Origin of the sequence: Nitrosomonas sp. (assembly GCF_040240425.1) — a bacterium.
In the GTDB taxonomy this organism is placed as follows: domain Bacteria; phylum Pseudomonadota; class Gammaproteobacteria; order Burkholderiales; family Nitrosomonadaceae; genus Nitrosomonas.
Genome location: NZ_QPHG01000002.1, coordinates 59523 through 80216, shown reverse-complemented (window position 1 = coordinate 80216; position 20694 = coordinate 59523). Strand labels below are relative to the sequence as shown.

The following is a 20694-nucleotide window of genomic DNA, read 5'->3' as shown; positions in this document are numbered from 1 at the left end:
GGAGAGATGATAACTCGTGCTACTTTGCTTGTTCCATCTGGGCTTTCACTTCTTCCGCAAAATTCTCGGATTTCTTTTCTATCCCTTCTCCAACCACAAACATCGTAAACCCGTTTACTTTGGCGGATTTTTTAGCCAGTAATTTTTCGATGGTTTGTTCCGGATCCTTGACAAAAGGCTGACCTAATAAGGTAATTTCAGCCAGATACTTTGCAATGCGGCCATCGACCATTTTTTCAATGATATTTGCCGGTTTGCCGCTATCAGCCGCTTGTGCCGTGAAGATCTGCCGCTCATGCGCCAAAACATCCGCGGACACTTGCTCTTTGGAAACGCACATGGGTTTACTTGCAGCGATGTGCATAGCCAGATCTTTGCCCAGCACTTCATCACCGCCGGTATAATCGATCATTACACCAATTTTAGTGCCATGAAGATAATAAGCCAGCTGACCTTGTGTTTCATGACGTCCGCAGCGGCGGATGCTGATATTTTCACCCAGCTTCATGATCAACGCTTTACGAACCGTTTCAACAGTTTCACCGCTCGGCAGCGCCGCTTCGCTTAATACTGCAACATCCGTAATATTCTTTGTGGCTATCAACCCAGCTAAGTTTTTGGCAAAACTGATAATATCTTCATTTCTAGCCACAAAATCCGTTTCACAGTTAACTTCAACCAGTGCACCGCATTTGCTGTCAGTCGAAATATACGCGCCAATGACACCTTCAGCAGCAATTCGCCCCGCTGCCTTACTCGCTTTGGCACCGCTTTTAATTCTTAACAGATCTTCTGCCGCTTTCATATCACCGTCAGTCTCTGCCAGCGCTTTTTTGCATTCCATCATGCCAAGACCGGTCATTTCACGCAATTCTTTGACCATGCTCGCGGTAATTTCCGCCATATTTACTCCAGTTACAAAATTAATTTATGAATGAATATAGATTTTAATCAAGATAAGATTAAAATTTACTTAACATTCAATGGCAAATTAAACAAACTTCAAATTCGCCACAGGTTGATAAGCCTTACCTTGAAACAGTTAAATTGTATTCATACCCAACGTAGCTACGCGCATGCGGCAGCTCTCAAAAAATGCAAATTCCTTAACTTTGCTCAGCCTCTGCACTCATTTGAACGATTTCTTGAATAGATTGATTACGTCCTTCCAGAATGGCATCGGCCACACCGCGGGCATATAGGCGTATCGCCCGGCTCGAATCGTCATTTCCAGGAATAATGTACTGTAAATTATCTGGATTATGATTAGTATCAACGACACCAATAACCGGAATACCAAGTTTTCTGGCTTCTGTAATAGCGCCTTTTTGATAACCTACATCAATGACAAATAGCGCATCCGGCAATCCTTTCATATCCTTAATGCCGCCCAAGCTGCTATTGAGTTTATCCAATTCGCGCTGAAGATCAAGCGCTTCTTTTTTCACAAGCTTATCCAGCGTTCCATCTTGTGTCATTACTTCCATCTCTTGTAAACGCTTAATTGATTGCTTGATGGTCTTGAAATTAGTCAGCATTCCGCCTAGCCAGCGTTGATCTACGTAAGGTGATCCGCAACGCTGGGCTTCCTCGCGCACAATGTCGCGCGCCTGGCGCTTAGTACCGACAAATAAAATAACACCCTTGTTTGCTGATAATTGACGCACATATTTCATGGCTTCTTCATACATCACCAAAGTTTTTTCGAGATTGATGATGTGAATTTTATTGCGATGGCCGAAGATATAGGGGGCCATTTTGGGATTCCAGAAGCGGGTTTGATGACCAAAATGAACACCTGCTTCCAGCATTTGACGCATAGTTACTGACATAAATTTTCTCCTTAAGGATTGAGCCTCCATTCGCTTTAATGATTCAAAATTAAGAGCGAATGTGTGTATTTAATTCAACTAGTATTTCATGCACTACCGCATAGACCGTTAAATTATGGCAGTATTATATAGCATTTTCCTTGGCTTACTCAAGCTGACAGAAGAACAGAATAACGCAGGCAATTAATACGGATGTGCAACAAGTGCTTTTCTAGCGTGGCGCTATGATAATAATCGTTGAAGATTTAATGGCTTTTTAGCAACTATCACTTTCAAGTGATGCAGGACGAGTTTCCCATTTTCAGTCTTAAGCGGGCAATATCATTTATTTGAATGTGTTTATTATCCACAGTGATGATATTCTCGTCTTGCAGTTTTGAAAACGCACGACTGACAGTCTCTAATTTAAGACCAAGATAGCTTCCAATTTCCTCGCGCGTCATGCGGAGATTGAATTCTGACTCGGAGTAACCGCGCATTAAAAAGCGGCGTGACAAATTGAGCAGAAATGACGCCAAACGTTCTTCGGCCTTCATACTGCCGAGTAACAGCATTACGCCATGATCCCGGACAATTTCACGGCTCATGATTTTATGAAAATGACGCATGAGAGAGGGGATGGTGCGGCTAATCTCTTCCAGCTTGGCGAAGGGAATTTCACACACTTCGCTATCCTCAAGCGCTATCGCATCGCACGTATGAGTGTCCGTACTGATGGCATCCAAACCCAGCAGCTCTCCGGTCATATGAAAACCGGTCACTTGCTGACGTCCATCTTCCTCAAGCACAGAGGTCTTCAAAAATCCGCTACGAATGGCAAACAAGGATTGAAAGCTCGAACCAGTACGATGCAGGTAGCCGCCACGTTGAATTTTCCGTTTATGGCTGACGACATCACCCAGAACCTGAATTTCCTGATCATTAAGACCGACAGGCAAGCAAAGCTCGCGCAAACTGCAAGTAGCGCAGCTAGATCGAATGTGCGAGATATTGAGATGATGTAGCGATGTATCGTTAAGCAAAGTGTTTTCCAAATTGGGAATTACATTTCAACGCTTTAATTGATCTGAATCAAAATTAACATTTCTAACCCGCAGCATAATTCTACGATATTGCCGGAGGAGTGGATATTCTTTTTTAAATTGATCGCATTCAGCACTATATACATTAGGTTATGAAAACCAGTAAATGATGGCATATCAATGCAGATTTCTTTGGGTAAAATTCTTCACAAAATGAGATTCCCAGTGCATCCACTAAGATTTTCCGATTCATCTACTGATTTGCTTCAAATCAGCTCCGAACTCATTCGCCGGTTCGGTATTTACAATGCTGATTATCGCTTGTACCCGGAGACGGATTACTTTGCCGAAACATTTGATGCGTGCACCTATTCCACATGGTTGAACAATTGCAAATCAGGGCACTTCCGCCGGCCAATCTCATTATATGTGCACATCCCGTTTTGCCGTTCTTTATGTTTTTACTGTCAGTTTAATCAGATCATCACTGACAAAAACGACAGCATATCGACCTATCTCGATTACTTATCACGTGAAATAAGACTACAAGCGCAGTTTTTCAGAGAAGACCCGAAGCTAGAACAGCTATATTTCGGAGGGGGCACACCAACGCTGCTAAATGATGCTCAGTTAAGCAGTATCTTAAAAGAAATCCAACGAAATTTTAACCTGATAAAAGACGGCGAATTCTCAATCGAAATCGATTCGCGGCAAATGCCTGATCTATCCATGCAGGCTTTGAAAGAAATAGGTTTTAATTGCGCGATTATCGGTGTTCAGGATTTCGATGATCATGTGCAACAATCCGTCCATCGCGTTCAGACAGAAAATGCCACGTTACTTGCTATCCGTGACGCTCAACAAGCCGGCTTTAAAACAATAAGAACGGAATTGATTTATGGGTTACCCAAGCAAACTGTAAAAAAGTTTGAATACACGCTGGGAAAAATCATAACGGCCGACCCGGATCAAATTAACTTATTAAATTTCCAGCACCTGCCAGAAAAATTTAAACCGCAACAAAATATAAATCCGGAAGATTTACCTGATATAGAAACCGGATTGGAAATGCTTTTGCTTGCTATTGCCCGTTTAACGGCAGCAGGATACCTGCACATCGGCATGAATCTATTCACAAAACACGATGATCAACTGATCGTTGCACAACGTCAAGGCCGGCTTTACTACGGTTTGCAAGGTTATTCGATCTATCCTGACAGCTATCGCGTCGCATTGGGAGTTTCGGGAATCGGAAGCATTGGCCCGGCTTTAAGCCAAAATGATTGCGATCTGCTGCAGTATTACAGCAAACTGGAACACAATATTCTGCCGATCAGACGCGGTATCGAATTAAGTCCCGACGATTTAATCCGGCGCTCCGTCATGCAAGCGCTTATTTGTCATTCCGTGCTTTCGTTTGAGTCGGTAGAAGCCTATTTTCCCATTGAATTCAAAAACTATTTTGCTACGGAATTGGCAGAACTCACGGTTTATGAACAAGCTGGCTTGGTCACGCTAAATGATCAGGAAATTACGGTAACGCCCAAGGGGCAATTATTGATGAGCAGTATTTGCGCAGTTTTTGATAAGTATCTGCGCGCTGTGCAGCAACGTAAAAACCGCTCGATACCCATTTGAGTTTTACCTGAGAATCACTGGATTCCCAGGTAATTTGGAATTATTTGACTTGGCTATTCGTTAAAATATATTCAGCCAAACGGTCGGCAGATTCACCCTGAATATTCTTAAATGCCGGCATTCTCATACTGCCCGATTGAAATTTCTTGATGATTGCATCCTTATTGGCCACTTTTTCGCTTAAGACCATTGCCACATTAGCGCTTAAAGGCTTATGGCATTCTGTACAAGCAGAGCTAAAAATTGTTTCTCCGGATGCATCTGCTGGCGGAGTATAGTCTTTGCTTGCGCCACAGCCGACTAAAATGAATAGCGCCGATATCGTTAATGCAAAATTTAATTTTTTCATTCCCTGACTCCAGTTTATTTACTTCAATAAAAATACCGGGAGTAATCCCGATCCCTACTTGGTTGCTTATAAAATTTATCAGCTCCGCGCTTTAGAAGACCAACCATACCCAATATCATAACAGCTTGCCAAACAAATGTTTTAAGACAGTTTCCCGGCATCCCGAGGTCATCCGGTGTAAATAAGAGCATTGAGCATTACCTAAGAATACAACACAATCAATGAGATAACGCATATTTGCCGAAGCTGCCAAACTGATTAAAATCTCCGTTTCAATAGCATTGTTGGCATTAAGTGTAATTCTTAACAATTTCTTAACATTTCCCATGTTATTGTGCGCAGCAGTTCTGAATTATTATTAATTTAGGCTCTTCAATTTTAATAACAATTAATGACAATAGCATCATTTACGTTAAGCGTGATTCTTAACAATTTCTTAACATTTACTATGCTACTGTGCGCAGCACTGTAGTAAAAAGAACGACAAAAATTCTTTTTCTACAAAAAAATCAAGTGTTACGCTAAAAAAATGAAGTTAGCAACCCGCTATCATCAATATAATTGAAGCAGTTGCATGCAGTAGAGTTTTTTTGTATTGGTAACAAAACATTAACCAACAGTTTAGTAAAATCACATTGCATTAATAGGGAGATTGCATGTTTAAAAAGATAAGTACTGTTATTTTGTTGGCTGCATTTGGCTTGTCGCTGAGCAATCCAGCTGCTGCTGACGCTACGGCGGAAGATTTTGAAGTTTGGGGAGGTATTTTCTCACAGGGTAATTTCGGTTTCGTAAACCCACAAAACCCCGAATTGAAAAAATTCAGATGGTGGATGGAAGGACAAGGCCGGTTTGGTAATGATGCTACGCAATTTTCGCAATCGTTAGTTCGTCCGGGCTTAGGTTATGCGGTAACCGATAAAATTGTTGTGTGGGCAGGTTATGCTTGGGCACCGACTGCTGAACCTTTAGCATTAAAGTCAGGACATCCATTCAACGAGCACCGGATTTGGGAGCAAATAACCTGGGCGGATAATTTCTCATTCGGTAGATTATCGGCGCGCAGCCGCTTCGAGCAACGCTTCTTTGATCATAATGCACCGCTTCCCGGTGCAAATGATGTAGCACATCGGTTCCGTCAATTGGTCAAATTGGCTGTTCCATTGCCTCAAGTCAATCCGAATTTAAGCTTCATCGTTCAAAGCGAGTTGTTTATTGCCATGACAACCATTGATAACAATCCTGGCTTTATTTCCCGCGGTTACGATCAGAACCGGGCATTCGTTGGATTGGGTTACAAAATCAATCAGTATGCGACCGTTGAAATGGGTTACATGAACCAATTCATCAACAGACCGCACAGCAGACGTCCGGATCAAATGATGCATAACTTTGTAGCCAGTTTATTCCTGAACTTCTAAGACACACTATGTGATGCTAAGCAGTTAACACCTAGTTTGTTTTCAAATAGCCGGTTAATTTCCTAATCTTAGGAAATTAACCGGCTAATTTTTTTCCACAATCGCTAGATTGTATTCGCGGATACAAAAATCCGGCTCTTTATTCTCGATTTTCTGCATTGAATATCAGCAGACACAAGAAATAGTAACTTTTTCTTCGCATTCTATTACTATACTGCTCCTTTTCGACCACTCACAAAGTAACACATGCAAGATTTTAAACCAGGCCAGTGTTGGATCTGCGATGTCGATCTGCAACTGGGATTAGGCACGGTGCAAACCGTCGAACACCGGATCGTCACCATTCTGTTTAAAGCAACCGGTGAAACCCGTTCATACGCCAAGCAATCGGCGCCGCTAACGCGGGTAATCTTCAAACCGGGCGATACCGTCAGCAGTCAAGATGGCGCCGTCATCAAAGTCACCGGCGTGATCGAACGCGATGGATTGATTGTTTATACCGGCACCCGCGCAGACGGCAGCCGGACTGAGCTAGCGGAAGACCGGCTAGCGCCGCAGGTACAATTGAACCGTCCGTCCGAGCGCCTATTCACCGGCCAATTCGACCAGGACAAATGGTTTCGCATCCGCTATCAAACACTGCTGATCCGCAACCAGCTGGCAATCGCCCCGCTGTATGGACTGGTGGGCACGCGCACCAGCCTGATTCCGCACCAACTCTATATTGCCCGTGAAATCGGCCGCCGTTTTGCGCCGCGCGTGCTGCTGGCCGACGAAGTCGGATTGGGCAAAACCATCGAAGCCGGTCTGATTTTGCACCAGCAATTACTTACCGAGCGCGCCAAGCGCGTGCTCATCGTGGTTCCGGAAACCTTGATTCATCAATGGTTAGTGGAAATGCTGCGGCGCTTTAATTTGCAATTCAGCATTTTTGACGAAGAACGCTGTTTGTCGCTGGAAGCAAGCGATGAAGATGACGATGAGGACGAGGAAGTCGAAAAAGATCAGCAAGACGAGAATCCTTTTCACAGCGAGCAACTGGTGCTGTGCAGCCTACATTTTCTGCGACAGCATCCAAAACGGTTTGAACAAGCGCTGGAAGGCCGCTGGGATTTGCTAGTGGTCGACGAAGCGCATCATTTACACTGGTCACCACAAACCGCCAGCCCGCAATACGCCATGATCGAGCAGTTGGCGGCACGCACTCCGGGCGTGCTGTTACTGACCGCAACACCGGAACAATTGGGTAAAGCCAGCCACTACGCCCGCCTGCGCCTGCTCGACCCGCACCGCTTCAACAGTTTTTCCGGATTTGTCACCGAAGAACAATCGTACGAACCCATCGCCTGTGCCGTCGAAGCGTTGCTCGAAGGGAAAGACTTAACCGGAGACACCCGCCAATTGATCGCGGACACGCTTGACCCGGCCCAAGCCCAAGCACTACTGGCGGAACTGCAAGACCAGCAAGCCCGGAATAAACTCGCGGAATCATTGCTCGACCGGCATGGCACCGGGCGCATTCTGTTCCGCAACACCCGCGCGGCGGTCAAAGGGTTTCCCGCGCGCAAGCTGGTCGCCAGTCCGCTGCCGCTACCGGCGGAATACCTGCCGTTCCTGGTAACGTTTGAAACCACGCCACTGTCCAAGCCGCAATTGCTGCTATGCCCGGAACTCATCTACCAGGTGCGATGCGAAGACGATCAGCCGTACTGGAGCGAAATCGACCCGCGCGTGAATTGGCTAATCGCGACGCTCAAGCGGGTGAAACCGGAAAAGGTGCTGGTCATCGCTGCCAATGCGCAAACCGCGCGCGATCTGGCGCAAGCGCTTAAAGAAACCACCGGGCAATTCATTCCGGTATTCCACGAAAGCATGAGTCTGATCGAGCGCGACCGCGCCGCGGCGTTCTTTGCCGACAAGGAAACCGGCGGGCAAGTACTGATCTGCTCGGAAATCGGCAGCGAAGGGCGCAATTTCCAATTTGCGCATCATCTGGTTTTATTTGATTTGCCGCTCAATCCCGATTTGCTCGAGCAACGCATTGGCCGCCTGGATCGCATCGGCCAGACCGACACCATCCAAATCCATGTGCCCTATTTGGAAAACAGCGCGCTGGCGGTGATGTTCCATTGGTATCACGAAGGCTTGAATGCATTCGAGAAAACCTGCCCGGCCGGTCAAACGGTGTTTGTCAAAGTCGAAGAACAACTCATCGCCGCGCTACATCAGCGCCAGACTCAGGCCGAAGCATTGGCCGGATTGATCGGCGTCACGCAAACGGCGCACCGGGAATTGAACGAAGCGCTCGACCGCGGGCGCGACAAGCTGCTGGAATACAATTCGTTCCGGCCGCTCGCAGCGGAACAGCTCACGCATGCCGCACGCGCGCAGGATAACGACCCGCTGCTGCCGCAATACATGGAAACGGTATTCGATTGCTGCGGCGTGCATATCGAAGACCACCGCAGCGGTAGCTTTCTGATCGAACCGAGCGAACACATGAGCATGCCGTTTCCCGGCTTGCAGGACGAAGGCTCGGTCATCACCTACGCGCGCGAAGTGGCGCTGGCCAACGAGGACATGTACTTCCTGACGTGGGAACACCCGATGGTCACGCACGCCATGGAACGGATTCTAAGCCACGAAAACGGTAACGCCGTGGTGGCCATGATGAAACACAAACAAGTGCAACCCGGTACCTTGCTGCTGGAAACCCTGTTTGTGCTCGAAGCCAGCGGACACAACGTGCAGCAAAGCAACCGCTACCTGCCGCCCGCCGTAATCCGCATTGTGCTCGACGAACACGGTAGCGGCGACTACCCGTTCCTGGATCACGACTCGATCAATCAACACCTGCAACCGGTCGCAACCGGCATCGCCAAGCAAGTGATCCAACTGAAAGAAGACGCCATCCGTGAGCTATTAACCGCCAGCGAACAACAAGCCAGCGCGCAAGCCCCGCAACTCATCGCCGCCGCTGAAACGCGCATCCGGAAAACCTTCGCTCCGGAAATCGAACGCCTCAAAGCGCTGCAACAAGTCAACCCGAACGTGCGCGACGAGGAAATCCAGTTCTTCGAAAAACAGTTGCAACAACTGACCACCGCGCTGCAATCCAGCAACCTGCGGCTCGATGCCGTGCGGGTGATCGTGGCGACGTGAAACCATCCAGCAGCACGGCAATGACGAAATAAACATGGTCAACTTTGGCGAGAGGTATGATACAAACCCGTGTTACCCAAACCTCAGGAGTCTGCATGAATCAGCAAATCATCTTGCAGCGAGTGCAAAACCGCTTACCGGATCTGCTGGCGCTGTATGCCTTTGGCAGCCGCATCCAGGGTCAAGCCAACGCTGAAAGCGATCTGGATCTGGCGGTATTGGTGGCCGGTTATGCCGATCCATTGCTGTTGTTCGATCTGGCTGGAGAATTGGCCGATGTTGCGGGTTGTGCCGTGGATTTGCTCGATCTGCGAGCAGCGTCGACGGTCATGCAATACCAGATCATCACCACGGGCGTGCGCTGGTGGCAAAAAGATAGTCAGGCGGCACTTTTTGAGACGGCTATTCTCAGCGAAAAGACCGCGCTGGACGAAGCGCGCTACGCGCTGATCAATGACATTCAACACCGGGGAAGCGTGTATGGCCGATGATGTCTTGCTGAACAAAGCCGCCACCATTGAGCGTTGCGTGCTGCGCGCCCGCGAGGAGTACGAAGCTGATCCTACCACGTTTGCCGAAAATCACACCCGGCAGGACGCCGCCATTCTAAACATTCAGCGCGCCTGCGAAGCGGCGCTGGATATGGGTCAGCACTTGATCCGCCGCGAAAGGCTGGGCATCCCGCAAAGCGCGCGCGATGTGTTTGCGCTGCTGGCGCAGGCGGGCTGGATCGATGCGGCCTTGGCGGACAAACTGAAGCGCATGGTAGGGTTTCGCAACATTGCGGTGCATGAGTATCAGGCGCTGCAATTACCGATCACCGTGGCGGTAATCAAAAACCATCTGGACGAATTTTTGCAATACAGCAAGGCAGTGCTGCTCAAGGATGCTGTGCACGCGCGGCGGCAGGAATGAGGTAGGAATGTGGCGATTTTGCTTCGGCTCAATTCAGCATGGAAGTGGAAGAAAAATTTTTGGGATAACTCCGCGATCAATTTCGATTTGTACCCTAATAGCATTGGGAACTAACCAACTATCGAGGATTTCTCGGTGGTTCAGAATAAGAGCTGTCGAAAATACACTCAAGTACTTTGGCTTGAGTGCCATCATTGCGGTGGAACTGGTGCAACGCAGCAAAACGCAGTACATTTGCGATACATTCTCAGATTAAGGCTATGCGTGAAGCCCGCAAGAGTTAAGCCTTGTCCATCCGTGCCTCTGCAAACATTAAGCAGTTATTGCGGGTAGCTAATGAATGTGAATACGCTCTATCACTTCGATAAATGAAGGTGTTGATTTTGGATTACGCGCAGCAGCATGGCCTGAAACCTAAGATAAATGTTATCAAGGTTGATGAAGGAAAAGATGATTAACAAACTGGAGCTATCCGAACGGGATATCTGCACCAAGTTCATCACCCCAGCCATCCAGCAAGCTGGCTGGCTACAACACCAGTTTCGCGAGGAAGTGAATCTTACCGATGGCCGCGTCATGGTGCGCGGCAGGCTTGCCGTCCGCATCAAGAATCCCGAAGCCAAAGGCGGCCCGAAACGTGCCGATTTCGTACTCTACGCAAGGCCCAACGTTCCTATCGCCGTTATTGAAGCCAAACAAGCTAAATTCCCGGTTGGATATGGCATGCAACAGGCCTTGGCTTATGCCGAAATGCTGGATGTTCCATTTGCCATCAGCAGCAATGGGGATGGCTTCCTGCTACATGATCGCACTGGATTGAACTCGCCTGTCGAGCGAGAGCTATCACTCGGTGAATTTCCCTCCTTTGATGACCTTTGGCGGCTGTACCAGCAGTGGAAAGGACTGACCGAGCCCGCGGTCGTCAAGCTTGTTGAGCAGCCTTTCTATTCGGATGGCAGTGGCAAAGAACCTCGCTATTACCAGCGCGTAGCCACCAATCGTGCCATCGAGGCCATTGCGAAAGGACAACAGCGCGTGTTGCTGGTCATGGCCACTGGCACCGGTAAAACCTACACCGCTTTTCAAATTATCTGGCGCTTATGGAAAGCCAAAGCCAAGAAGCGCATTCTGTTTTTGGCTGACCGTAACATTCTCGTTGACCAAACCATGCAACAGGATTTCGCCCCATTCGGCGAGGTGATGCACAAAGTCATTAACCGGGAAGTCAAGAAAAATTATGAGATCTACCTGGCGCTGTATCAGGCCGTGACCGGCAAAGAGGAGTGGAAGCAGATCTACCGCCAGTTTCCGGCGGATTTTTTTGACCTGGTGGTCATAGACGAATGCCACCGGGGTAGTGCTGCCGATGACTCGGCGTGGCGTGACGTGCTCGATTACTTCAGCGGAGCCACACACTTAGGCTTGACTGCTACGCCCAAAGAAACCAAAGACATCAGCAATATCACCTATTTTGGTGACCCGGTCTACACCTACTCGCTCAAACAAGGCATTGAAGACGGCTTTCTCGCACCTTACAAGGTGATCCGCATCGCGACCGATGTGGACGCCGTCGGTTACACGCCGGAGAAGGGCAAGGTCGACAAGCTCGGCCAAGCGATTGAACAGCGTCAGTACAACATCAAGGATTTCGACCGCAATCTGGTACTGGAAAAGCGCACCCGGCTCGTCGCCAGCAAGGTATGGGAGTACCTCAAGGCCACCGACCCGATGGCCAAGACCATTGTTTTCTGCGATGACCAGGACCACGCCGAGCGCATGCGGCAAGAGCTGGTCAAACTGATCCCAGCCGCCGCCAGTAACCGCCGTTATGTGATGCGCATCACCGGCGACGACAACGAAGGCAAGGCCCAGCTCTCCTACTTCATCGACAATGACGAGCCGTATCCGGTCATTGCCACCACCTCCAAACTGCTCACCACCGGGGTTGATGCCAAGACCTGCAAGCTTATCGTGCTCGATCAAAACATCAACTCGATGAACGAGTTCAAGCAAATCATTGGCCGTGGCACACGCCTGCGCGAAGATTACCAGAAACTCTACTTCACTATCATGGACTTCAAGGGCGCCACACGCCTGTTTGCTGATCCGAACTTCGATGGCGAACCGGTGGTGATCTATGAACCCAAACCCGATGAATCCGTGGTGCCGCCGGAAGACACAAATCCACCGGGTGTTGGAGAACCCGAACCACCGCCTTATGTCCCCGGCTCCACCGGCGGTGGCGGCGAAGGCCGCATCAAATACGTCATCGACGACGTCAATGTGCGCGTGGCAGTGGAGCGCTCGCAATACCTCGATGCCGATGGCAAGCTCATCACCGAGGACTACCGCGTTCTGCTCAAGGACGACATCAAAAAAGCGCTGCAAGCCGAGTTCGGCACGATGACCGGCTTTCTGCGCCGCTGGAACAGTGCCGAGCGCAAGCAGGCCGTGCTGGACGAGCTGGCCGGCCACGGCGTGCCGCTCGAAATCTTGCAGCAGGCGGTTGCCAACGGCAGCGAGCTGGATGTGTTCGATCTGGTCGCCCATGTCGCCTTCGACCAAAAACCACTCACCCGCCGTGAGCGTGCCAACAACGTCAAGAAACGGGACGTGTTTGGCAAGTACGGCGAGCAAGCCCGCGCCATACTCGAAGCCCTGCTCGACAAATTCGCCGACCACGGTGTGCAGGACATCGAGGACGCCAAGGTACTGGAGCTGCCGCCGTTCGATCGGTTTGGTAGCAAAACACAGATCCGCCGCGGCATTTTCGGCAGCGTCGAGCGATACACTCAAGCCGTAAAGGAGCTTGAGCAAGCCCTCTACGACAGTCACGAACAAAAACAAGGTTGATCCAAGCTATCAATCAAAGCGACCAAAGAACTACTCGATGAATCTCAACAGCACCATCAAATCCATCCAAGACATCATGCGTAAGGACGACGGCGTCGATGGCGACGCTCAGCGCCTGGGTCAGCTCACCTGGATGCTTTTTCTGAAGGTATTTGACCAACGCGAAGAAGAGTGGGAAGACGACAACGCAAAATATAAATCGCCTCTGCCCGAGCGCTTTCGCTGGCGCAATTGGGCCGCCTACAAGGCCGATGCTGAAGGCAAGAAGAAACCCCAGATTGCCGCCAGTGACTTGATTTCTTTTGTCAATAACGAACTGTTCCCGGCGCTGAAAGAAAAAATAGATGCCAGCGTGAGCCCACAGCACAAGGTTGTCAAAAGCGTGTTTGAAGACGCCAACAACTACATGAAATCCGGCCCGCAGATGCTGGCCGTGATCGAGAAACTGGAAGATGCCATCAACTTCCACGATTTTAAAACCCGCGCCAGTCTGGGCGACGTGTACGAGCAAATGCTCAACGACCTGCGCAGCGCTGGCAATGCGGGCGAGTTCTATACCCCACGCGCTATCACCGCTTTCATGGTTGACCGCATCAATCCGCGTCTGGGCAAGCGCGAAACCGTGATGGATCCGGCCTGTGGTACAGGTGGCTTTCTCGCCGCCGCGATCGACCACTTGCGCCTCCAGATTACTACCCAATCCAGCGCCGAAGACCAACGTGCCATCGAATCGCTGATCCACGGCATTGAAAAAAAGCAGCTACCGCACCTGTTGTGCACCACTAACATGCTGCTGCACGGCATCGACGTACCGAGTCAGATCGAGCACAAAAACACGCTGGGCATCGGCTGGAACGAATGGAGCGCCCATGACAAGGTTGACTGTGTCATCACTAATCCCCCGTTTGGCGGTTATGAAGATGACGGTGTTGGCAGCGACTACCCGGCCGACCTGCGTACTCGTGAAACCGCCGACATGTTCATGGCCCTCATCATCAAGAAGCTATTGAAGGAAAACGGCCGCGCCGCTGTGGTGCTGCCCGATGGTTTCTTGTTTGGCGACGGCATCAAGGGCACGCTGAAAAAACTGCTGTTGCGCGACTGCAAGCTGCACACCATCATCCGCCTGCCCAAGGGCGTGTTCGCGCCGTACACCACCATCAAAACTAACCTGCTGTTCTTCACCAAGGGCGCCACGGTGGATGACGGCACCGAACACTTTCACACCGACACCATCTGGTTTTACGAGCACCCCTACCCACAAGGTTACAAAAGCTACTCCAAGACCAAGCCGATCCGGCTGGAAGAGTTCAAACCTGAACAGGAGTGGTGGGGCGATGAGGCCAACGACTTCGCCGATCGCGTGGAAACCGAATTCGCCTGGAAGGTAGACTTTAAAACCAAACGCGAACAGGCGGAAATCCTTGCACACCCGCATTGGCAGCGCGCGGAAGACCTGAACAACCAAGCCGCTGCGATCGAAGCTGAGGCCAGCAATCTGCGCAAAAGCCTGATTGGCAACACCGACGCGACCTACCGCGAAAAGATCGACGCCCAGATTGCCGCACTGCGCGCCCAGGCCGAACCGCTGCGCCTGCAAGCCCGAGATGCGCAGGCCGCAGGCGACCGCATCTACTGGCCGATCTTCAATCTCGACATCAAAAACCCCAACGCACCCGAAGAAGAAACGCACGACCCGGATGTATTGCTGGAAAAATACAAGAAGCTGCTGGGCGAAATCGAAGAAACCGAAAACCAGCTCAAGAGCGAACTGGCTGCCGCGCTGGCGCATCACTTCAGCGCAGAAGCGGTGCCCAAATGAGCAAGCTACCTGCCGCTTCGCCAACGCCCGCCGATCAGCAACTGCTGGGTGATATTCGCAGTCTCATCGCGCAAAGCCGCCAGCAGCTTGCCACTGCCGTCAACAGCGCACTGACGCTGCTCTACTGGCATATCGGCCAGCGTATTCGCAATGAAGTGCTACAAAGCGAACGGGCCGCTTATGGCGAGCAGATTGTCTCCGCACTGGCGAGACAATTGGAGAGCGACTATGGGCGCGGCTTCTCCGCCAAAAACCTGCGCCACATGCTGCGCTTTGCCGAAGCTTTTCCCGACATGCAGATTGTCTCGACACTGTCGAGACAATTGGCCTGGAGCCACTTTCTGGAGCTCATCTACCTCAAGGACCCGCTGGCCCGCGACTTCTACACCCAGATGTGCGCGCAAGAGCGCTGGAGCGTGCGGCAGCTGCGCGAGCGCAAGGAGACGATGCTGTTCGAACGCACTGCGCTGTCGCGCCAGCCCGATGAACTACTGGCCTGGGAACTGACCGCCTTGCGCGAACAGGGCGAACTGAGCCCAGCGTTGCTGCTCAAAGACCCTTACGTGCTCGACTTCCTCGGCCTGCAAGACCGCTATCTGGAAAAAGATCTCGAAGACGCCATTCTGCGCGAGCTGGAAAACTTCCTGCTCGAACTGGGCGCAGGCTTCACCTTCGTCGCCCGCCAAAAACGCATCCAGATCGACAACGACGACTTCTACATCGACCTGCTGTTTTACAACCGCCGCCTCAAGCGCCTGGTCGCCATCGACCTTAAACTTGGCGACTTCAAAGCCGCCGACAAAGGCCAGATGGAGCTCTACCTGCGCTGGCTCGCCAAACACGAACAGGAGTCCGGCGAAGCCCCGCCGCTCGGCATCATCCTGTGCAGCGGCAAAAAGCAGGAACAGATCGAACTGCTGGAACTCGACGCCAGCGGCATCCATGTCGCCGAATACCTCACCGAACTGCCACCCAAGGCTGTGTTGCAGCAAAAACTCCACGACGCCATCGAACGGTCGCGCCAGCGGCTGGAAAACCGCAGCGGGGAACAAGGCTGATGGATGCACAGCAGTTCTTGGCAGCGTTTGGGCATATTGCGAATGCGCCGGGGGGTGTGGGCAAGCTGCGCGAAATGGTGTACCAGCTGGCCATTACAGGAACATTGACACCTCAACGCGATACTGATGGTGATGCACGTGAGTTACTGGCCGACATCGCAATATTAAGGGATCGGTTAATTCGCGAAAGAGCGTACAAGCGCCTGCCAAAGTTGGAGGCTGAAGCGATTGATATTCCGTCAGCCATAGAGCTACCTGCCTCATGGTGTTGGACACGCCTTCTTGATCTTGGCGAAATTAGTCCGAGAAACGACGCGCCAGACGAAGCCGCTGCGTCGTTTATTCCAATGAGCGGTTTCTCAGACGTCCACACGGGAGCACTGGCACCAGAGGCGAAGAAGTGGGGAAAAATAAAGAAGGGGTTCACCCACTTTAGAAACGGCGATGTCGTTGTTGCCAAGATCACGCCATGTTTTGAGAACGGCAAAGCCGCTGTTATTGATGGATTGGAGCATGCTATTGGCGCGGGCACGACCGAGCTGCATGTATTCCGACCGATCCATACGGGCATATTGCCGGGTTACATCTATCTATTTTTAAGGTCGCCATTTTTCGCTGTTGAAGGTGAAAAAAACATGACCGGCACTGCGGGCCAGAAGCGATTGCCAACGGAATACTTTGCTACCCGTGCTTTGCCACTACCACCGTCCGCCGAACAATCCCGCATCGTCGCCAAAGTCGATGAGCTGATGGCCTTGTGCGACACGCTAGAAAAGCAACAGCAAATCCGCCTCAAACTGCAAAACAACCTGCGCCAGTCCACCCTGCAAGCCGTCGCAAGCAGCCAAAGCCCTCACGAACTGCAAACTACCTGGACACGCCTAGCCGATAACTTCAGAGAGCTGTTTCATGCGCCGGAGGATGTGACACAACTGAGAAATTTGATATTGGACTTGGCCATTCACGGCTTATTGGTTCATCAATTAGACGCTGATGAGCCTATTGCGAAATGGTTGTCAGACATCGCAGCTAAGAAGGCTGGGTTAGCCAAACAAAAGCTCATAGCTAAGCAAATTGCATTGGCCGATGTTTCTGAAGAGGAATATCCGTTTCCGCTCCCTAAAGGATGGGCCTTTGTCAGACTTGCTCAGATTACAAACAAGATTGGCTCTGGCAGTACCCCCAGAGGCGGAAGAGAGGTATACATCAAAGTAGGGATTCCATTTCTGCGTTCTCAAAACATATGGAACGATGGATTACGCATGGACGACGTCGCCTGCATAACGGCTGAAGAGCACGAAAGAATGTCGGGGACGACGGTGCTTGGCAACGATATTTTGCTAAACATCACGGGCGCATCACTTGGACGTTGTGCACTGGTGCCATCCGACTTTGGTGAAGCAAACGTAAGCCAACACGTCACGATCATCCGTCTAACTGATCCTGAAGTTAGAGAGTATCTGCACCTTTGTATCTTGTCCCCATACACGCAAGCAATGATTTGGAACAGGCAAGTCGGAATGGCTCGAGAGGGCTTGAGTAAGAAGGTTCTTGAGCAATTCGAGATCCCTTTGCCGCCACTTGCAGAACAACGGCGAATAGTGGGCCGAGTAACGGAGTTAATGCGCTTCTGTGACGTACTCGAAAGCCAATTGCGGCATGCAAACATCGTTGCTGAGCGTTTAGCAACCACCTCTATAGCTAGCCTCACCGGTGTCGCCATCGAACAACAAGAGGAACCCATGAAAGCTCCACAAACCGAATTGATTGCTCCACTGCATTTGGGTACTGCACCCGACATCAAGGCCCAAGCCCCGCTGGCCACCATCCTGGCCCGTCACAACGGCGAAATGAGCGCCAAGGATTTATGGCAGCGCTTCGGCGGTGAAATCGATGCCTTCTACGCGCAGCTGAAAACCGAAGTGGCCCACGGCTGGATTCTGGAGCCCGCGCCCGCCGAAGTGCTCAACTTGTTATGAATAAACAGCTTTTCGCGTCCCGCGATGTTTTTTCAATCAGATTCTGAATCTAATAGCGTCAATAAGTTTTTTATGTCGCCCACAGCGACAGGTCAATCGAACATGTCGCAAATTTTAGGTTTTTGCGACATGTTCAATCAGGAAACTTAAACATTAAACCGGAAGTGCATCACGTCACCATCCTTGACGATGTATTCCTTGCCTTCAAGGCGCATTTTTCCGGCTTCCTTGGCGCCTTGTTCGCCGTTGTAGGCGATGAAGTCGTCGTAGCTGATGACTTCGGCGCGGATGAAGCCTTTCTCGAAGTCAGTATGGATGACACCGGCAGCTTGCGGCGCGGTGTCGCCTTTGTGGATGGTCCAGGCGCGGACTTCTTTGACACCGGCGGTGAAGTACGTTTGCAGTCCGAGCAGTTCATAGCCCGCGCGCACCAGGCGGTTAAGGCCAGGTTCTTCCAGGTTCAGGTCGGCTAAGAAGATTTTCTTATCTTCATCGGACAATTCCGCGATTTCAGCTTCGAGTGCCGCGCAGATGGCGACGACCGGCGCGCCTTCCTGGGCGGCATATTCTTGCACGCGGGTCAGCAGCGGGTTGTTTTCAAAACCGTGGTCGTCGACATTGGCGACGTAGATCGCGGGTTTGGCGGTCAGTAAGCACAGCGGCTGCAATAAGAGTTTTTGCTCTTTATCCAAGTCCATTGTTCTGGCGGGTTTGCCTTGGTCAAGATGCGCTTGAACTTGCTCCAGCAGGGCACATAACTTGATCGCATCCTTGTTGCCGGATTTGGCGACCTTGGATTCGCGCAGCAATGTTTTTTCGACTGTGGCGAGATCGGCCAAGGACAATTCAGTTTGAATGACTTCGATATCGGAGATCGGATCGACTTTACCGGCGACGTGCACGACGTTGTCATCGTTGAAGCAGCGCACCATGTTGACGATGCCGTCGGTCTCGCGGATGTTGGCGAGGAATTTGTTGCCTAATCCTTCGCCTTTGGATGCGCCCGCGACCAGCCCGGCGATATCGACGAATTCGACGATGGCCGGTTGTATTTTTTGCGGTTTGACGATGCCGCTGAGTTTTTGCAGGCGCGGATCAGGTACTTCGACAATGCCGACATTCGGATCGATAGTGCAAAAAGGATAGTTTTCCGCCGCGATGCCTGCTTTGGTCAAGGCATTAAACAAGGTGGATTTGCCGACATTGGGTAGACCCACGATTCCACATTTCAGACTCATGACCGGTTTCTCATTAAAAAGGGTTAAATAACAATGTTATGAATTATTGCTGGAATTTATGCTTTCGTGTGCAGTTTCAGCATGGCCGCCTCGCACGCGCCTTGCGCGATGAGCGGCCAGACTTCCAGGCTTTTTTGAATGGCTTCATCAATCAGCGGCGCTTCTTCTTTTCTCGGCAGATGCAACACATAACTGGCCACGGCATTGCGGTCGCCGGGATGACCGATGCCAATGCGCAGCCGCCAGAAATCCTGCGTGCCCAATTTTGCGGCGATATCCTTGAGGCCGTTATGCCCGCCCAAACCACCGCCTTTTTTTAGTTTGGCGATGCCTGGGAGTAAATCCAATTCATCGTGCACCACGATGATTTCATCCGGCAGGATTTTATAAAACTGGCACAATGCAGCGACCGATTGGCCGCTTCGATTCATAAAGGTTTGCGGTTCCAGCAGCCACAAGTCGGTATCTCTCTCCCGCACCTGCGCACACGATCCATGAAACCGGGCTTCCGGTCTTAGCGTGGCGTGCAACGTATGCGCTAACCGGTCAACCCACTCAAAACCGGCATTATGGCGCGTACCGGCATACTCTCTGCCGGGATTACCCAATCCGACGACAAGTTTCATGAAATGATGTCAGGCTTCAGTGAGAATTTATCGGGTTACTGAGAGCATCCCCAGAAACGAAAAATCTGCCGGTGTATATTGCAACCCCGGCAGATTTGTCCAATTTCCAGAACAGCTCAGTGCTTTATCACTCAGCTTACTTTTTCTCAGCGCCCGATCCCTCGGCACCGGCTTCTTCAGACAATACCGAGCGTGGAATGACGATTGTGGCTACCGGCAGATTTTCACCTTTGCTCAGTGCCACGGTTTCTACGCCTTTAGGCATGACCAAGTCGCTCAAATGCAGTGTGTGTCCGGCAGTGAGTTCGGCCAGATCGACTGAAATAAATTCAGGCAGATCATCGGGCAGACAGCTGATGTCCACTTCCGTCAGGATATGAGAAACGATACCGCCGGAGGTTTTTACACCCGGTGCAACTTCAGCATTGATAAAGTGCAACGGCACTTTCATGTGTATTTTCTTGTCCTTGTCGACGCGTTGAAAATCCACATGCAGCACTTGCTGTTTGTAAGGATGCATTTGAATGTCGCGCAGCAGTACGGGCTCTTTTTTCCCTGCGACAGCTAACGTCAACACGGAAGCGTGAAAAGCTTCCAGCTTGAGTTTGTGATACAGATCGTTGTGATCCATCTCAATCGATTGGGCTTCTTGATCACCACCATAAATGACTGCCGGAACTTTACCGGAACCACGCAGGCGGCGGCTCGCACCCTTTCCCTGCAACGTGCGCTTATCAGCGCTGATTTCTATTTTCATTGTGATACTCCATAAAGATGGT

At 50.7% G+C, this 20694-nt stretch carries 16 protein-coding genes; 9 read left to right on the top strand and 7 right to left on the bottom strand.

The window, feature by feature from the left end:
- Window positions 1-19 precede the first annotated feature (19 nt).
- From tsf to fnr, 3 genes are all read right to left on the bottom strand, one after another.
- Entirely contained in the window at window positions 20-904 is an 885-nt protein-coding gene (gene tsf / locus DU481_RS01065; protein ID WP_350131454.1) for a translation elongation factor Ts, read from the bottom strand.
- Between the two features lie 202 nt (window positions 905-1106).
- On the bottom strand, window positions 1107-1832 hold the full coding sequence (gene rpsB / locus DU481_RS01060) for a 30S ribosomal protein S2 (RefSeq protein WP_350131614.1): 726 nt from the start codon (window positions 1830-1832) through the stop codon (window positions 1107-1109).
- Window positions 1833-2104: 272 nt separating this feature from the next.
- The gene (fnr, locus tag DU481_RS01055; RefSeq protein ID WP_350131452.1) at window positions 2105-2854 is read right to left on the bottom strand and encodes a fumarate/nitrate reduction transcriptional regulator Fnr; all 750 of its coding nucleotides are present in this window, start codon (window positions 2852-2854) and stop codon (window positions 2105-2107) included.
- Between the two features lie 180 nt (window positions 2855-3034).
- Between fnr and hemN the strand changes: the two genes are divergently transcribed.
- Window positions 3035-4492, top strand: a complete 1458-nt coding sequence (gene hemN / locus DU481_RS01050; RefSeq protein WP_350131450.1) for an oxygen-independent coproporphyrinogen III oxidase — start codon at window positions 3035-3037, stop codon at window positions 4490-4492.
- Window positions 4493-4532: 40 nt separating this feature from the next.
- On the opposite strand, the gene DU481_RS01045 is transcribed toward hemN, so the two are convergent.
- Window positions 4533-4841: a c-type cytochrome gene (locus DU481_RS01045; RefSeq protein ID WP_107802802.1), complete on the bottom strand. Its 309-nt coding sequence runs from the start codon at window positions 4839-4841 to the stop codon at window positions 4533-4535.
- Window positions 4842-5497: 656 nt separating this feature from the next.
- On the opposite strand from DU481_RS01045, the gene DU481_RS01040 reads away from it, so the two are divergent.
- From DU481_RS01040 to DU481_RS01005, 8 genes are all read left to right on the top strand, one after another.
- Window positions 5498-6262 (top strand): DUF2490 domain-containing protein, encoded by a 765-nt coding sequence (locus DU481_RS01040; protein ID WP_350131448.1) that lies wholly within the window; start codon window positions 5498-5500, stop codon window positions 6260-6262.
- A 246-nt stretch (window positions 6263-6508) separates the two neighbouring features.
- Window positions 6509-9424, top strand: a complete 2916-nt coding sequence (rapA, locus tag DU481_RS01035) for an RNA polymerase-associated protein RapA (protein ID WP_350131446.1) — start codon at window positions 6509-6511, stop codon at window positions 9422-9424.
- Between the two features lie 95 nt (window positions 9425-9519).
- Window positions 9520-9915: a type VII toxin-antitoxin system MntA family adenylyltransferase antitoxin gene (gene mntA, locus DU481_RS01030; RefSeq protein ID WP_350131444.1), complete on the top strand. Its 396-nt coding sequence runs from the start codon at window positions 9520-9522 to the stop codon at window positions 9913-9915.
- The gene (hepT, locus tag DU481_RS01025; protein WP_350131442.1) at window positions 9905-10339 is read left to right on the top strand and encodes a type VII toxin-antitoxin system HepT family RNase toxin; all 435 of its coding nucleotides are present in this window, start codon (window positions 9905-9907) and stop codon (window positions 10337-10339) included. Before mntA ends, hepT begins: the two co-directional genes overlap by 11 nt.
- Before the next feature lie 450 nt (window positions 10340-10789).
- Window positions 10790-13192 (top strand): EcoAI/FtnUII family type I restriction enzme subunit R, encoded by a 2403-nt coding sequence (hsdR, locus tag DU481_RS01020; protein ID WP_350131440.1) that lies wholly within the window; start codon window positions 10790-10792, stop codon window positions 13190-13192.
- A gap of 37 nt (window positions 13193-13229) precedes the next feature.
- On the top strand, window positions 13230-15014 hold the full coding sequence (locus DU481_RS01015; protein WP_350131438.1) for a class I SAM-dependent DNA methyltransferase: 1785 nt from the start codon (window positions 13230-13232) through the stop codon (window positions 15012-15014).
- The gene (locus DU481_RS01010) at window positions 15011-16072 is read left to right on the top strand and encodes a PDDEXK nuclease domain-containing protein (protein WP_350131436.1); all 1062 of its coding nucleotides are present in this window, start codon (window positions 15011-15013) and stop codon (window positions 16070-16072) included. The genes DU481_RS01015 and DU481_RS01010 overlap by 4 nt, the downstream gene beginning before the upstream one ends.
- On the top strand, window positions 16072-18051 hold the full coding sequence (locus tag DU481_RS01005; RefSeq protein WP_350131434.1) for a restriction endonuclease subunit S: 1980 nt from the start codon (window positions 16072-16074) through the stop codon (window positions 18049-18051). Before DU481_RS01010 ends, DU481_RS01005 begins: the two co-directional genes overlap by 1 nt.
- Before the next feature lie 146 nt (window positions 18052-18197).
- Here the strand turns inward: DU481_RS01005 and ychF are convergent, their stop codons facing one another.
- The 3 genes from ychF to DU481_RS00990 all read right to left on the bottom strand — a co-directional run bounded on the left by ychF (window position 18198) and on the right by DU481_RS00990 (window position 20672).
- Window positions 18198-19289 carry a redox-regulated ATPase YchF gene (gene ychF, locus DU481_RS01000; RefSeq protein ID WP_350131432.1) on the bottom strand — a complete coding sequence of 364 codons (1092 nt, stop codon included), beginning with the start codon at window positions 19287-19289 and terminating at the stop codon, window positions 18198-18200.
- A 56-nt stretch (window positions 19290-19345) separates the two neighbouring features.
- Window positions 19346-19915 (bottom strand): aminoacyl-tRNA hydrolase, encoded by a 570-nt coding sequence (gene pth / locus DU481_RS00995; protein ID WP_350131430.1) that lies wholly within the window; start codon window positions 19913-19915, stop codon window positions 19346-19348.
- A gap of 136 nt (window positions 19916-20051) precedes the next feature.
- Window positions 20052-20672, bottom strand: a complete 621-nt coding sequence (locus tag DU481_RS00990; RefSeq protein WP_350131428.1) for a 50S ribosomal protein L25/general stress protein Ctc — start codon at window positions 20670-20672, stop codon at window positions 20052-20054.
- Between the last annotated feature and the right edge of the window lie 22 nt (window positions 20673-20694).

Excerpts from the sequence above, each read along its gene's own strand:
- tsf (WP_350131454.1), bottom strand. The coding sequence starts at position 904 with ATGGCGGAAATTACCGCGAGCATGGTCAAAGAATTGCGTGAAATGACC.
- rpsB (WP_350131614.1), bottom strand. The coding sequence starts at position 1,832 with ATGTCAGTAACTATGCGTCAAATGCTGGAAGCAGGTGTTCATTTTGGT.
- hemN (WP_350131450.1), top strand. The coding sequence starts at position 3,035 with ATGCAGATTTCTTTGGGTAAAATTCTTCACAAAATGAGATTCCCAGTG.
- DU481_RS01045 (WP_107802802.1), bottom strand. The coding sequence starts at position 4,841 with ATGAAAAAATTAAATTTTGCATTAACGATATCGGCGCTATTCATTTTA.
- DU481_RS01040 (WP_350131448.1), top strand. The coding sequence starts at position 5,498 with ATGTTTAAAAAGATAAGTACTGTTATTTTGTTGGCTGCATTTGGCTTG.
- rapA (WP_350131446.1), top strand. The coding sequence starts at position 6,509 with ATGCAAGATTTTAAACCAGGCCAGTGTTGGATCTGCGATGTCGATCTG.
- mntA (WP_350131444.1), top strand. The coding sequence starts at position 9,520 with ATGAATCAGCAAATCATCTTGCAGCGAGTGCAAAACCGCTTACCGGAT.
- hepT (WP_350131442.1), top strand. The coding sequence starts at position 9,905 with ATGGCCGATGATGTCTTGCTGAACAAAGCCGCCACCATTGAGCGTTGC.
- hsdR (WP_350131440.1), top strand. The coding sequence starts at position 10,790 with ATGATTAACAAACTGGAGCTATCCGAACGGGATATCTGCACCAAGTTC.
- DU481_RS01015 (WP_350131438.1), top strand. The coding sequence starts at position 13,230 with ATGAATCTCAACAGCACCATCAAATCCATCCAAGACATCATGCGTAAG.
- DU481_RS01010 (WP_350131436.1), top strand. The coding sequence starts at position 15,011 with ATGAGCAAGCTACCTGCCGCTTCGCCAACGCCCGCCGATCAGCAACTG.
- DU481_RS01005 (WP_350131434.1), top strand. The coding sequence starts at position 16,072 with ATGGATGCACAGCAGTTCTTGGCAGCGTTTGGGCATATTGCGAATGCG.
- ychF (WP_350131432.1), bottom strand. The coding sequence starts at position 19,289 with ATGAGTCTGAAATGTGGAATCGTGGGTCTACCCAATGTCGGCAAATCC.
- pth (WP_350131430.1), bottom strand. The coding sequence starts at position 19,915 with ATGAAACTTGTCGTCGGATTGGGTAATCCCGGCAGAGAGTATGCCGGT.
- DU481_RS00990 (WP_350131428.1), bottom strand. The coding sequence starts at position 20,672 with ATGAAAATAGAAATCAGCGCTGATAAGCGCACGTTGCAGGGAAAGGGT.